The following is a 13,753-nucleotide window of genomic DNA, read 5'->3' on the forward strand; positions in this document are numbered from 1 at the left end:
CGTCGTGTTGTGGATAATCGTTGGTCGTTCTACGTTGGAAGTCGGAGCAGGTAACGTGCCAGAGCGCTGTCGCCGGAACGGATCGCAATCCGTCATGGCGGACATGGACTTGCTGCGACAGGAGCACGGTTTGCTGGTGATGTGTTGCTGGGGCAGCAGTCGAGCCGGCGTGTGTCGGCGGTTGTGTCGGCGTCCTGCGATGCCGTGCCGGCTCCCTGGACCGCCTGCTGGGCGCACATGCCACGCTGGCCTGGCGGGGCCGGCTTGCTCGACCGGCGCTCCGCTGGCGTGCGGGGCGCCGGGAGGCGCCGTTGCGGAGCGGGGAGCGAATGACGTCAAGCGCCCGGGAGACGTCGAGCGTCTCGGGCTGAGGGCATGTTCAGATCTTCATCCTTCCTCCTCGTGCCTTGTTGCGCGCGGGTGCGACAGCGAGCGCCGCACTCCGCGCCACTCCATCGCGTGGCGCCTCCGCTCGCGCGGGTCATCCGAGAGTGGGCGTGGGCGCAGGTCTCCCCCCGACGCGCCGGATGGGAGCGCCGCTGTTCTCTGCCTCACTCTTCTATGGCGGACGTTAGTCTGTTATAGCGGACAGGTCAAGACGCTCGTCGAGGGAGCGATGACGTCCCGGTCGGGTCAGACGGACCCGGGACGGGATGGCCGCTGCCGGGGATCGGCGTCGCGCGGGATGTGCATGGATGTGCATGGGAGGCTTGCGTTGTAAGCTCCGTGGCGTGACGACGGCTCACCTCGACGCCGGGAAGCGCCCGCCGGCCCGGATCGTGACTGCGCGGCTGACGCTGCGCGCGTGGCAGCCCGGGGACGCCCCGTTGATCAGGGAGGCGATCGACTCCAGCCTTGCGCACCTGCGCCCCTGGATGCCTTGGGCCGTGCGCGAGCCGTTGCCTCTCGAGGCCACGGTCTCGCTCCTGGAGAGGTTCCGGGACGACTTCGCGGCAGGGCTCGACTTTCATTACGGCATCTTCACGCGCGACGAGCGCGAGGTGCTCGGGGGTACGGGCCTGCACCCGCGGATCGGCCCGGATGCGATCGAGATCGGATACTGGCTCCGCGAGGCGGCCACGCGCCGCGGCTACGCGACCGAGGCCGTGTCGAGCTTGACGCGGGTCGCGCTCGAGGAGCTCGGGCTGAGCCGCGTCGAGATCCGCTGCGACCCGCGGAACAGCGCGAGCGCCGCCGTGCCCCGGCGGCTCGGATATCGACACGTGACGACGCTCGAGGCCAATGCCCTCACGCCCGCGGGCGAGCCGCGCGACACCATGGTGTGGGCGCAGACTGCGGGGCGCGCCGGGGAAGGCCGGCCCCGTCCATGAGCGGAGGTGCTCGCTGACGAATGCGCTGGACGAGCCCGAGCCCCTGATCGGAGCCTGGCCGCCACGATGAGCCGCTCGTGGAGCCGTGTGGCGCACCCCTGCATCGCCCTCGCCGTGCTCGCCGCGCCCGCAGCGGCGAGCGCCGGCGACGATGGCGCGCGCGTGTCGCTGGTCTGGCGCACGCCGGAGGGCAGCGACTGCCCGTCCAGGGACGAGGTGATCGAGCAGGTGCAGCGCCTCGTGGGGCCCGCCCCCACGCGTGAGCAAGCGCCTGTCCGCGCGAGCGCCGACGTTCATCGCGAGGCGGAGGGGCGCTGGCGTGTCGAGCTCGTCACCTGGATGGGCTCCTCCCAGGGCGTCCGTGTCATCGAGGAGCGATCGTGCCGCGCGATGGCCGAGGCGACCGTGGTGATCCTCGCGTGGATGATCGACCCCGAAGCCATGGCCGCTCGCGAGAGCGCGACGGGCGCCGGCCCTGCGACGCCCGCATCACCTCCTCCGCCCCGAGCCCCCGACGCAGCCGCGGCCAGCGCCTCGCCTGCTACCGTCCCGGCGCCTTCCAGGAAGCCGAGCGAGGTGGACCCGGGCGATCGCGTCACCCTCACGGCGCGCCTCGCGGCCGCCGGCGACCTGGGCACGTTGCCCGGCGCGTCGCTCGGCGTGGGCGCCCGCGTCGCGCTCGGTCATCGCCGCGTGCGCCTCGGCCTCCATGGAGCGCTCTGGCCGGGTCGTTCGACGACGATCGCGTCGGGCCCCGAGGGCACGCCCATCGGGGGCTCCTTCGGGCTCGCCGTCGTCGGCGTCGAAGGCTGCGGCGAGCCAGCAGCGCTCCCCGTCGCGCTCTGCGGCGGCCTCGAGCTCGATCACCTCACCGGCACCGGGCTCGGCGTGCGCTTCCCCGCGAGCGCATCGGCGACGTGGCTGTCCTTCTCCGCGGGGCTCGACGCGCGCTTCTCGATCATCGGCCCGCTCGGCGCGGCCGCCCACGCCGCGCTCCTGATCCCGACGCGGCGAGAGCGCTTCGGCGTCGATGACGTGGGCCTCGTGCACCAACCCTCGGCGGTCGCAGGGCGCGCGAGCGTGGGACTGGAACTTTCCTTCTGAGCCGAACAGCCTCTCACGCTCGCTGCATTCTTGCGACAGCACGAGAAGCCCGAACGATGTTTCCCTCCCCCTCGTTTTTTCGTCACGGATCCGGACGGGGGCGGACAGTTAGTTCCACGTGGTCTTCTCGTTCGCTGCCGGTCAAACCGCGGAGACGCCCGTGTCTCGCGCCCCATCGAGCCCGCCGCCGTTGAGCGAGCGTGCCCCGGGCGAGCTCACGGTCGAGGCGCTCTACGACGCTTACGCCGACTACGTGTACCGGTCGCTGCGCCGCCTCGGCGTCGTCGAGTCGAACCTCCCCGACGCGCTGCAAGAGGTCTTTGTCGTCGTCCACCGGCGGCTCGGTGAGTTTCACGCGCATGCGTACGTCAAGCAGTGGCTCTTCGTGATCGCGCTGCGCATTGCCCGGAACTACCGGCGCGCGCTCGTCCGCAGGAAGCCGGAGCGCGAGGCCCTTGCGGCGGGCGTGGACCCGGACAGCCTCGCCGCCGAGCGCTCGGACGGGCCGTTCGAGCGCGCCGCGCAAGCCGAGGAGATCCGCCTCTTCTACTCCCTGCTCGAGACGCTCGACGACGACAAGCGCGAGGTCTTCGTGCTTGCCGAGCTCGAGCAGATGAGCGTGCCGGAGATGGCCGACACGCTCTCGCTGAACGTGAACACGGTCTATTCGCGCCTGCGCGCCGCGCGCCAGGCCTTCGAGCGTGCCCTCTCGCGCCGCCGCGCGCAGCAGAACATGGGGAGCCCCCGATGAGCGAGTTGAGCCGCGAGGCGCGTTCGTTGATCGCGTCGGCCCGTCACGAAGAGGGCCTCACGCCGGAAGAGCACGCGCGATACCGCGCGCAGCTCCTCCAGCGGCTGGGCATCGCCGCGGGGGTCGCGGGCGCCGCCTCCCTGGCCCCGGCCAAGGCCGCTGCGACGGCTGACGCCGCCGCGACCTCGGCGAGCGCAGGTGCGGCCGCGCCTGCGCTCGCCGCGACCGCGGCCGCGCCCGCGCCCGCGGTGAAGGCGGGCGTGAGCTTCGGGCTGGGGACGCTCGGCGGCAAGATCGCGATCGGGGTGACCATCGCGGCCGTCGCCGTGACAGCGCACCTCTTCACGCGCGGCTCCGCGCGGAGCGACACGCTGGGGGCGCGCCTGTCCACGAGCGCCGTCGTGAGCACGAGCGCCGCGATCGTCGCGCGGATGAAGGGCTCGCTCGCCGAGGCCGAGAGCGCCACGCACGAAGCGCCCGTCGCGCCCGGGCCCGCGGAGGAGCGCGAGGAGCGGCCGGCGCCCTCGCCCAGGGCGGCCGCGTCGTCGAGGAGCGCGAGCCCGTCCGCCGGAGCGCTGGACAACGGCTTCCAGGAGGACGCGAAGCTCCTGCGCGACGTGCGCGCCGCGCTGGGAGCGGGCAAGGACGACGAGGCCCTCGAGATGCTCGAGGCGCGCCGCGCGAACCCGACCGAAGGCATCCTCGGCCAGGAGCGGGCGGCGGCGCACATCCTTACCCTGTGCCGGCTCGGCCGCACGGCCGAGGCGCGGGCCGCGTCCGAGCGCTTTCTGCGACAGCACCCGCGCTCCCCGCTCGGCGAGCGGATCCGGCGCGCGTGCGCGGGGGATGCCCCGCCGCCCCCGGCGCACGCAAAGGGGAGGCGCGAATGAACCGGCGGCGAGCCTCCACGCGGCCCGCCGACCTCCGCCCCCTGTTCGGGGCAGCGGCGTCGCTCTTGCTCGGCCTCGGGTGTGAAGCGGGAGGATACTCGTCGCTCGGCAGCAATGGCGTTGGCCTCGATGGGAGTGAGCCCGGCGCACAGCCGGGAGGCGCGCTCTCCGGCTTGCCCTGGCCCTCGGGCACCAACGCGCAAGACCTCGATCGGATCGCCGCGTGGGAGTCATACCGAGGTCGCCCCGCGGACGTCGTGCTCGCGATCACCGATTACACGAGCTGGCCGGGCATCACCCAGCCGGACGGCGTCCTGGAGGGGCTCGCAGGCTTCACGGGCAAGCTCGTCATCGCGCTCCCCTTCTGGCCGATCGGCATCGGCGGGAGCCTCGCGGCGTGCGCGCGAGGCGAGTACGACGATCACTGGCGCACCCTCGGCGCGACGCTCGTCGCTCACGATCGCGCTGGCTCGATCATCCGCCTTGCCTGGCAGTTCAACGGGAACGACGTCGAGTGGAGCGCGAGCGACCCGATCGCGTGGGTGTCCTGCTATCAGCATGTCGTCACGGCCGTCCGCGAGGCGGCCCCTCGGGCGCTCTTCGACTGGTCGAGGGGCGCGCACGGCACGCAGAACCCCGCGAGCGGCGACGCCTCCGCGGCGTACCCGGGCGACGAGTACGTCGACGTCATCGGCGTCGACACCTTCGACATGACGCCCTCGTCTCCCGACGAGGCTGCATGGACCCAGCAGTGCAACGGCCCTGACGGCCTGTGCGCGGTCATCGAGCTCGCGCGCGCTCACGGGAAGCGCGTGGGCGTGGGCCAGTGGGCGGTCGTCACGTGCAACGGCTTCGGCGACGCCGGCGGCGATAATCCGTTCTTCATCCAGAAGATGCACGACACGTTCGCGGCCAACGCCGACGTGATGGCGTACGAGACGTACTACAACGACCCGAACGCGGGCGAGTTCTGCACGTCTCTGCACGATCCGGTCGAAGCGCCCCGGGCTTCGGCCCTTTACCAGAAGCTCTGGGGGCCCTGACCCCGAGGTCGGCCCCGAGATCGTGAAGTAACAGCACCGCGCCGGCGCTGCGCTCCAGGCGGAGCTCTGCCCGCCGGCGCGAGACCACGCAACCAAACCGGAAGGAGCTCATCATGGCTCGACGTATCGATCTGTTCGCGCGAAGGAGGCTGACCACCGCACTGGGAGCCTCGATGATGGCGGTGCTCTTGATGTCCAGCGGCTGCGTCCTCGGGGATGACCCCGCCGGGACCACGCTCGATCCGGCCGACACGACGGTCGCCGCGCCGGTGCTCGGCGCGGAGGTCAGCCTGTGGTCGGACGCGGACGTGCCGGCCATCCTGGCAGACAGCGACACTCAGGCCGTCGAGCTCGGCGTGAAGTTCCGATCGAGCGTCGCCGGTCAGGTCACCGGGGTTCGCTTCTACAAGAGCAGCAGCAACACGGGGACCCACACCGGGCGCCTCTGGAGCGCAGCGGGGCAGGCGCTCGCGTCCGTCACGTTCATGAACGAGAGCGCGAGCGGCTGGCAGGTGGCCCATTTCGACGCGCCCGTCCCGATCCAGGCGAACCAGACCTACGTCGTGAGCTATCACGCGCCGAACGGGCGATACTCGGCGAACAACAGCTACTTCTCCAGCGCCGGCCGCGCGAGCGGCCCCCTCTACGCCTTCAGGGACGGCGAGTCCGGCGGCAACGGCGTCTACAAGTACGGCACCTCCGGGTTCCCGACGAGCACGTGGAGAGGCTCGAACTACTGGGTCGACGTGCTCTTCCGGTCCTCGAGCGACGCGACGCCGGCCGTCGCCATCTCCTCCCCGGCGGCGAACGCCACGCTCACCGGCACGGCGCAGGTCACGGGCACCGCCTCCGACGACGCGGGGCTCTCGAAGGTCGAGCTCCAGGTGGACGCCGGGGGCTTCACCACGGTCACCGGCACGAGCAGCTGGACGTACTCGCTGAACACCCTGCCGCTGACCAACGGGAGCCACACGCTGACCGTGCGCGCCACGGACACGTCAGGCAACACTGCGAGCGTCTCGCGCGCCGTGACGGTCAACAACCCCGCCGGCGGGGGCGGGAGCCTGAACCTGCCACGCGTGGCGTGGGAGGGCGGGCCCTCCTACTACAGCGCGTATTCGTACACCGATGCCGCGGCCTGGGACAACCCGGTGTTCTTCCCGATCGGCGTCTGGTTCGAGGGCGTTTACGGCCAGAGCGACATCGATCTCGACAAGGACGCCGGGATCAACACCTATGTCGAGCTGACCGGCTCGAGCAACATGCCGCTGATCAAGCAGAACGGGATGTTCGCCATCGCGGGGGTCAGCGGCAAGAGCGGCGAGACGGTCGGCCACATGCTGACGGACGAGCCGGACATGTGGGCCGGCGCGGGCTCCGCCGCGTGGACGGGCAACTATCCTGGCGAGGGCTCCATCTGCAACCCCTCGAGCGCGTCGTGCGGCTACACCGTCATGCAGACGCTGGTGAACGACACGCCATCGGACGGGCGCGTGCGTTATGCGAACTACGGCAAGGGCGTGATGCTCTGGCAGAGCGACAGCGAAGCGCAGCAGTTCGTCAACGCGTACACACACGTCGTGTCCAATGATCTCTACTGGTATACAGATCCCAACATCTGCGGCGAGATGCAGACGTTCCTCGGCCTCCCGTCGTCCACGTGCCGGCTCGCCGCGAACTACGGGGTGACCATGGACAGGATGCGACACCTCGACGGGATGGACGGCAAGCGCCAGCCGATCTGGGCGTTCATCGAGGTCGGCCACCCCTTCACGGAGGACTCGGCTCCGAGCATCACGGCGGACCAGGTCGCCGGCGCGGTGATGTCGTCCCTGATCCACGAGGCCCGCGGGATCATCTACTTCAACCACAGCTTCGGAGGCCCGTGCGAGACCCAGCACGCGCTCCGCGAGCCCTGCTACGCCACGCAGCGCGCCAAGGTCAAGGAGACCAACCTGCGCATCAAGGACCTCGCGCCCGTGCTCAACACGCAGTCGTATGCGTACTCCTTCAACGCGAACCTCGACACGATGCTCAAGGAGCACAACGGCTCCTATTACATCTTCGCGATGCTCGGGCGCGCGAAGCCGACCGGGAGCTACACGCTGACGCTGCCGCCCGGCCTCGCGGGCTCCACCGTCCAGGTGCTCCACGAGGACCGCACCATCGCCATCAACGGCGGCGCGTTCGCGGACTCTTTCGCGGCCGAGTACGCGTACCACATCTACAAGATCACGCCGTGAGCCGGACGGGCAGCGTCCTGCGCTGCCCAGTTCCGCCAGGGCCCGCCGCTCCCCCGGCCGCGCCGCGCCACGCGCTCGACCGGGGGGCATCGTGGCCGCGCCGCCCGGTGCGCCCGCAGGAGCGGGCCAGCGCCCGGCGGGCACGAGGCGCGCTGATCAGAGCTCGAGCGTCATCTCGATCATCGTGCGGCGGAAGCCGAACCGCTCGAACAGGCGCTGCGCGGGGGCGTTCTGCGTCGCGGTGTGGAGCACGACGCGCGGCGCGCCCAGCGCGCGGAGGCGCGCGATGACGGCCTCCAGCAGGATGGCGCCCGCGCCGAGCCGGCGCGCGGGCTCGGCGACGTAGACGTCGTGGAGCACGCCGCAGGCGTCGAGCAGGCTGTTCCAGTCGCGCGGCTCCCGGCGACCGTAGGCATAGCCGACGAGCGCCGGCTCGGCGCCGTCGCGCTCGGCGACGACGATCGCGGCGCCGGGGTTCGCGAGCTCGCTGGTGAGCCAGCGCTCGTAGCCCGGCTCGATCGGCTCCAGGCACAGGAAGCGGTGCGGATCCAGGGCGTGGTGGAGCCGGACGAGCTCCGCGGCGAAGCGCGCCACCTCGGGCATGTCGGCGCGCTTCGCGGGGCGGGTGGTGATGGCCGGGTGCATCCGCCAGGATAGCCGAGCGAAGGCCGCTCGCTCAGCGCTCAGCGTCCCTTGCCCGCCCCCAGGCTCTCCAGCGCCTGCTCCGCGTCGCGCCGGTAGGCGTTGTCGGTCGGCGCCGTCTCCAGGAAGCGCTGGTAGTGGCGGACCGCCCTCTCGCGGTCGTTCGTCGCGCGGAGCGCCTCCGCCAGCAGGAAGTGCGCGTCGAACAGCCACGGCGGCGTCGAGCGCTCCGGCGCCTCGCCGAGCGTGACCGCCTGCTCCATCTCGCTCGCCGTCCCGGCCCGGTTGCCGCGCGACGCGTAGATCTTCCCGAGGCGGTAGTGCCACTCGGGGACCTTGTCGTTGGCCGCGATCGCCTTGCGCCAGGCCTCCTCCGCGGCCGCCCAGTTGCCCTGATCCTGGTAGCAGAGCGCCATCGTGGCGTACGCCTCGTAGCGCGACGGCCGCTTCTCGAGCGCGATCTGCAGATCGGCCAGCGCGTCCCGGCTCGCCCCCTGCTTCTGCAACAGGACGCCGCGCTGCCAGTAGGCGTCGCCGAGCTCCGCGTCGAGCTCCAGCGCGCGCTTCAACGCCACCTCCGCGCGCGCCGTCTGGCCCGTCTCGTTCGCGCCCCAGCCGACGTAGAGGTGGTACTCGGCGCGGTTCGGGTCGAGCTCCGAGGCGCGCTCCAGGAAGCGCAGCGCCTCGGCCATGTTCGTGCCGCGGATCAGGAGCGCGCGGCCGAGGAAGTGGTTCGCCTCGGCGGAGTTCGGCTTGCCCTTGAGCACATCGCGCAGGATGGGCTCCGCCTGGACCGCGTGGCCCGCCATGACCTGCGTCGAGCCGACGCGCAGCTTCAGATCGATGTCGTCCGGCGCCTTGCGGAGCGCGTCGGCGTACATCTCCAGCGCGCGCTCGCTCTGGCCGGTCTCCTCGAAGAGGAGCCCTCGCTCCAGCGCGAGGCCGGGGTAGTCCTTGTCGGCCGCCGTGACCTTGTCGAACACGCGCGCCGCGTCGTCGAACCGACGCAGCCGGCGGTAGGCCACGCCCAGCTTGAACTGGCTGCCGAGGTCGTCCTCCTTCGCGAGCGCCAGCTCGAGCTCCTGCCGGGCCTCCTCGTACCTCCCGGTCTGGAGCGCTACCTCGGCCTTCGCCTTGTGCAGCGCGGGCAGGTCCGGGAACTTCGCGGTCGCCTCCGACAGCTTCGCCGCCGCCGCCTCGTTGCGGCCCAGGCTGGACAGGAGCGAGGCCAGCGCCACGTAGGCGTCGACGACCTCCGGGCGGTTCTCGGTCGACTTCACGGCGTCGAGGTACGCCTGCTCCGCTTCCTTCTTGTTGCCGAGCGCGAGCTCGGTGCGCCCGATCCAGTACGCGACCTGCGGATCCGCCGCGTGCGTCTTCTGCAGCCCCTTCAGGAGGTCCTTCGCCTCCTTCATGCGCTCCTGGGCGAGCCAGGTCTTCGCCTTGCCGAGGTGCGCGGCGAGGTTCTGGGCGTCGGCGCGCACCGCGCCCTCGAAGCGCGCCTGCGCCTCGGAGTAGCGGCCCGACCGGTAGAGGACCTCGCCGTTGCCGATCAGCGCGCTCACCGCCTGCGGGTCGAGCTTCACCGCGGCGGCGAACGCCTGCTCGGCCGCGCTCATGCGCGACCGGGAGAGGTGGATGGTGCCGAGCAGCGTGTACGCGTCGACGATCTCGGGGTCGCTCGCGGCGGCGCGGACCGGGCCGTCGCCGGTGACCTTGCCGAGCAGATCGAGCGCCTCCTGCTCGCGGGCCGTGGTCTGCCAGATGAGCGACGCGATCAGGGTCCGCGCCCCGACGTGGTTCGGCGAGGCCTCGATCGCGCTCCTCGCGCTCGCCTCGGCGCTCGCCGCCTCGCCGGCGAGCAGCTGCGCCCGGGCCAGGCCGAACAGCGTGCGCGCGCTCTTCTGGAGGTCGTTCGCGCGTTGCCACGCCGCCGTCGCCTTGGGGGCGTCCTTGGCGGCGAGCTCGATCTCGGCGGCGAGGACGGCGACGTCGATGTCGTCCTTGAGCTGGGCGCCGAGCGCCTGCGTCGCCTGCCGCGCGCGCGGCAGCTGGCCCGTGGCCGCGTCCTGCGCCGCGACGGCCAGGGTGAGCAGGTCGCTCGGGTGGGAGCTCGCCAGCGTGACCATCTCCTTCCCGAAGGCGTCGTCGATGGTCCGGTGCCCGAACCGGACGCTCCGCGCGAAGGCGACGTACCCGGCGTAGGCCATGGTCGCCCGGTGGCGCGGGGCGTTGGTGCGCGTGGACTTCGCGTCGTTCAGAGCGCCGTTCGCGGCCGAGGCGGTGTCCTCGGCGAGGGCGGCCTGCGTCCGCTTGCGCAGATCGGCGAGCGCCGCCTCGTACGTGAAGACGTTGAGCCGGTCGCTGATGAGGTTCACGCCGAAGGCGCCGACGTCCGGAACGAGCGCGAGCGCGCCGCCGCCCACGGCGGCGACGGCGAGCGCCGCGACGACGTAGCGCTTGATCTTCGACTTCTGCGGCGGCGCTTCCTGGGCAGGCGCGGGCTTGTCGGCCTGCGCGTCCGGCCCGGCGCTCAGGTCGCCGATCTCGGTGCCGGCGCCGGTCAGATCGACCTCGTCGCCGACGCTGGGGTGCGGCTCGCTGAGCTCGATGCCGCGATCGTCGGCGTCCACCTGCGTCTGCGTGAAGTTCGCGGAGCGGTCGGACGGATCGTAGACGGCGGGCGCGGCACCGGCGGGGCTCTGCGAGACGCTCTCGCCGAGGGCGATCTCGTCGCCGAAGTCGGCCGGGGGCATCGCGCCGCTGCTGGGGGGCTCGGGCGCCGTCGGCGGGAGCGGGCGCGGCCCGGGCGCCTGGAATGCGGCGCCGACGCGCGAGTCGTCGTAGTCCGGCGGGGCCTCGTCGAAGAGCTCGGCGCCGACGATGGTGCCCGGCCCGGCGGGCAAGCCGGTGCCGGTCGCCCTCGTGGGGAGGCCGGGGCCGCCGGCCCGCGAGGGGAAGCCCGCGGGCGCCGCGGCGGGGAAGCCCGCGGGGGCCGTCGCGGGATAGCCCGCGGTGGCCGGGGCGGGATAGCCCGCGGTGGCTGGGGCGGGATAGCCCGCGGTGGCTGGGGCCGGGAGGCCTGCCGCGGTGGGCGTCGGGAGCCCGGCGCGAACCGGCGAGGGGAGCGGCGCGGAGGCCGGCACGGGCAGGCCCGCGTCCGAGAACGGGTAGGGCATGCCGATGACGCCCGGGACCGAGCTCGGCAGATCGCCGGCGACGATGGGCAGGTCGCCTGACGACGGCAGATCGGCCTCGCCGTCGCCCTCGAGCGGCAGCTCGAGCTCGCCGAAGCCGAACGACATCGAGCCGCTGCTGGTGCGCGCCGGCGGCGCCGGGGGCGCGTCGTCGTCCAGGTCGCCGAAGTCGTACTCCGGGGCGACGCGCGGCGGCGCGACGTCGCCCATCCCGCGGGTGCGCCCGCGGCCGAGCGGCTGCGTCGTGGCCCCCGCGTCGCGCGCGCCCGGCGCCGAGCCGCGCCCGCCGAACCCCGCGTCGCGCGAGCCCGGCGCCGAGCCGCGCCCGCCGAACCCCGCGTCGCGCGAGCCCGGCGCCGAGTCGCGCTCGCCGAACCCGGAGTCCCGCGGGCCGAACCCGAGGGTGCGCCGGCTGCTCGGAGGGAGCGGATCGACCCGCGCCGGCAGATCGGTGTCCGCGAACGCCGCCGGCGTCGCCGGGGCGGTGCGGGACTCCGCGCGCGAGCGCGCCGGGAGCGCCACCTGCGCGGAGGGTACGTTGCCATAGACGACCGGCAGGTCGTCGGGGTCGAGCCCTTGCGCCTCGACGTCGGTCGGGCTCGGGAGCTCGACCATGAGGTCGATCTCGCCGAAGCCGCGGCGCTGCGGCACCGTCTTGGCGTTGCGTCGATCGGACGGGGCCGGGCGATCCGGCACGTCGGGCAGGCCGATCTCGCCGAAGACCTCCGGCCCCGGCGGCTCGGGGCGCGGCGCGGGCGGGGCCGGCGCTGCGGCTGCCAGCGGCGTCGGCGCCGCGGGGGCCGTCGGCGCCGCGCGGCGGGGAGGCGTCGGCGCCGGCGGCGGCCCCGGACGCCGGGGCGGCGCGACAGCGGGGAACGCGACGTCCTCCGGGGCGGCCACGGGCAGATCGAGATCGGCGTCGTCGTGCATCGCCGGTGCGCTCCGCTCGGAGAGCTGAAGGCCCCCCGCTCCAGCCCGCGGCGCGGGCGTCGGCGCTGGCGAAGGCGGGGGCGTCGGCGCAGGTGCTGCGCCCCCCTTCGTCACCAGCAGGCTCGTGCCGCACTTCGGACAGCGCATCCTGAGCCCCGCTGGGGGAACGCGCTTCTCGTCGACCTGGTACGGCGATCTACATCCGTCGCACTCGACCTTGATCATGCTCCCCGACCCGATGCGGGCCCTGCGAGTGCCTCCGCAGGCCCCTTCACGCTCGTTCGGCCTGCGACAGGCCGGGATGCCCCGACATCCGCTCTCCTTACTAGCAGGGCTTGTGGTCCTTGGATCGCCTCTTCTACGGACCCTCCTCAAATCGACCACGTCGTCCGTGTGTCGGTCCGCGCGTCCCGCGCATTGGGCATGCCCCGTGCCCGCGTCCGGCGTGGAGCGCGTCATCAGACGCGCCGGAGCGGCCAAGGCCAGGCGGCGCGGCGGCCTGCGCGAGGCGCGAGGTCCGCGATGCGGCGCGCTTCGTCAACGCGGCCTCGCCAAGCGTCCTCCACCTGTGCTAACGCGCTGCCGCCCATGCAGCGGTCGACGGCGGTCATCTACACGCTCTTCTTTGCGGGCGCAGTGGCGTTCGTCATCGCGAACAGCGGCCCGAAGGGGCGCGGGGCGGCCAGCGCGCCCGCCGACGCTGGCGCCGACGCCGACGCCGGCTCGCCCGCGGCCGCGACGGCATCGGCCGACGGCGACGCGGGGACGGACGCCGGCGGCGAGGGCCTCCCGGAGGTCGCCCCTCCGGAGCAAGCGACGCGCTCCGACGCGGGCGTCACGCTCCTCTCCGGGGAGGCGCCGCCCGGGCTGCCCACCGAGGCGCCGAAGAAGGTGCGCTTCGGCGTGGTGCTGGTCCAGTACCGCGGAGCGCAGGGCGCGCCGCCCACCGCGCGATCCAAGGAGGCCGCGCTGACGCTCGCCAGGGAGCTCTCCGAGGTCGCCAGGACGGACTGGAAGGCCGCGGTCGACAAGGGCGACAAGGGGTCGACCGACGATCTCGGCTTCATCCCGCGTGGTGTGCTCGAGCCCGCGCCGGAGTATGAGCTCTTCAGCCTCCCCAAGGGGGGCGTGAGCGGTCCGGTCGACACGCCGCGCGGCTTTTGGATCACGCGGCGGATCGAGTAAATAAGGCGTACCGCGCGCGGCGTGTCGCCGTGGGCGAGAAGCGTGGAGAACCGTATGGCGACGATCGACATCCGCCGGCAGCACTCGCTTACCAAGGAAGAGGCCAGGAAGCGCGCGGAGGTGCTCGCGCGGGGCATGGAGGACAAGCTCGGCCTCCACTGGCGGTGGGACGGCGATCTCATCCGCTTCGAGGCCCCTGGCGGCGCCGCCAAGGGGACGAAGGGCCTCGTGCGCGTCGAGGCGTCGGCGGTGCAGGTGGAGATCGATCTCCCGTTACTGCTGAGGGCGATGAAGGGCACCATCGAGTCGAAGGTCAACGAGAAGCTCGAGGCCGTGCTCGAGAAGGCCTGATCAGGGCGGCCGGGCTCAGCGTCCCGGGCGCGCCAGGCGCCTCGCGCGGCCGGCGTCTCGACCGGCGAGGCTCACGCTGCTCGCCG

10 protein-coding genes are annotated in these 13,753 nt (G+C 72.8%); 8 read left to right on the plus strand and 2 right to left on the minus strand.

The window, feature by feature from the left end; all coding sequences use genetic code 11:
* The first annotated feature begins 731 nt into the window (after positions 1-731).
* From WME89_RS04225 to WME89_RS04250, 6 genes are all read left to right on the plus strand, one after another.
* Complete coding sequence (locus tag WME89_RS04225; protein WP_438007976.1) at positions 732-1,331, plus strand: GNAT family N-acetyltransferase; 600 nt, start codon at positions 732-734, stop codon at positions 1,329-1,331.
* An 87-nt stretch (positions 1,332-1,418) separates the two neighbouring features.
* The gene (locus WME89_RS04230) at positions 1,419-2,435 is read left to right on the plus strand and encodes a hypothetical protein (protein WP_438007977.1); all 1,017 of its coding nucleotides are present in this window, start codon (positions 1,419-1,421) and stop codon (positions 2,433-2,435) included.
* Positions 2,436-2,625: 190 nt separating this feature from the next.
* Positions 2,626-3,186, plus strand: a complete 561-nt coding sequence (locus tag WME89_RS04235) for an RNA polymerase sigma factor (RefSeq protein ID WP_438007978.1) — start codon at positions 2,626-2,628, stop codon at positions 3,184-3,186.
* Positions 3,183-4,076: a hypothetical protein gene (locus tag WME89_RS04240; RefSeq protein WP_438007979.1), complete on the plus strand. Its 894-nt coding sequence runs from the start codon at positions 3,183-3,185 to the stop codon at positions 4,074-4,076. The genes WME89_RS04235 and WME89_RS04240 overlap by 4 nt, the downstream gene beginning before the upstream one ends.
* Positions 4,073-5,119, plus strand: a complete 1,047-nt coding sequence (locus WME89_RS04245) for a glycoside hydrolase family 26 protein (RefSeq protein ID WP_438007980.1) — start codon at positions 4,073-4,075, stop codon at positions 5,117-5,119. The genes WME89_RS04240 and WME89_RS04245 overlap by 4 nt, the downstream gene beginning before the upstream one ends.
* Positions 5,120-5,232: 113 nt before the next feature.
* A complete protein-coding gene (locus WME89_RS04250; RefSeq protein ID WP_438007981.1) occupies positions 5,233-7,362 on the plus strand; it encodes a DUF4082 domain-containing protein in 2,130 nt (709 codons plus the stop codon).
* A 156-nt stretch (positions 7,363-7,518) separates the two neighbouring features.
* Here WME89_RS04250 and WME89_RS04255 read toward each other — a convergent pair whose 3' ends face one another.
* Entirely contained in the window at positions 7,519-8,007 is a 489-nt protein-coding gene (locus tag WME89_RS04255) for an N-acetyltransferase family protein (RefSeq protein WP_438007982.1), read from the minus strand.
* Positions 8,008-8,045: 38 nt separating this feature from the next.
* Positions 8,046-12,356: a tetratricopeptide repeat protein gene (locus tag WME89_RS04260; protein ID WP_438007983.1), complete on the minus strand. Its 4,311-nt coding sequence runs from the start codon at positions 12,354-12,356 to the stop codon at positions 8,046-8,048.
* Between the two features lie 363 nt (positions 12,357-12,719).
* On the opposite strand from WME89_RS04260, the gene WME89_RS04265 reads away from it, so the two are divergent.
* Together WME89_RS04265 and WME89_RS04270 are read left to right on the plus strand one after the other, a co-directional pair.
* Positions 12,720-13,316: a peptidylprolyl isomerase gene (locus WME89_RS04265; RefSeq protein WP_437623699.1), complete on the plus strand. Its 597-nt coding sequence runs from the start codon at positions 12,720-12,722 to the stop codon at positions 13,314-13,316.
* A 54-nt stretch (positions 13,317-13,370) separates the two neighbouring features.
* Positions 13,371-13,667, plus strand: a complete 297-nt coding sequence (locus WME89_RS04270; protein WP_437623700.1) for a polyhydroxyalkanoic acid system family protein — start codon at positions 13,371-13,373, stop codon at positions 13,665-13,667.
* Positions 13,668-13,753 lie beyond the last annotated feature (86 nt).

The organism is Sorangium sp. So ce321 (assembly GCF_051530195.1).
Lineage (GTDB): Bacteria > Myxococcota_A > Polyangia > Polyangiales > Polyangiaceae > Sorangium.

What these genes read in the sequence shown, in the direction of transcription:
- WME89_RS04240 (WP_438007979.1), top strand. Translation starts at nt 3,183, where the DNA reads ATGAGCGAGTTGAGCCGCGAGGCGCGTTCGTTGATCGCGTCGGCCCGT.
- WME89_RS04250 (WP_438007981.1), top strand. Translation starts at nt 5,233, where the DNA reads ATGGCTCGACGTATCGATCTGTTCGCGCGAAGGAGGCTGACCACCGCA.
- WME89_RS04265 (WP_437623699.1), top strand. Translation starts at nt 12,720, where the DNA reads ATGCAGCGGTCGACGGCGGTCATCTACACGCTCTTCTTTGCGGGCGCA.
- WME89_RS04245 (WP_438007980.1), top strand. Translation starts at nt 4,073, where the DNA reads ATGAACCGGCGGCGAGCCTCCACGCGGCCCGCCGACCTCCGCCCCCTG.
- WME89_RS04270 (WP_437623700.1), top strand. Translation starts at nt 13,371, where the DNA reads ATGGCGACGATCGACATCCGCCGGCAGCACTCGCTTACCAAGGAAGAG.
- WME89_RS04255 (WP_438007982.1), bottom strand. Translation starts at nt 8,007, where the DNA reads ATGCACCCGGCCATCACCACCCGCCCCGCGAAGCGCGCCGACATGCCC.
- WME89_RS04260 (WP_438007983.1), bottom strand. Translation starts at nt 12,356, where the DNA reads ATGATCAAGGTCGAGTGCGACGGATGTAGATCGCCGTACCAGGTCGAC.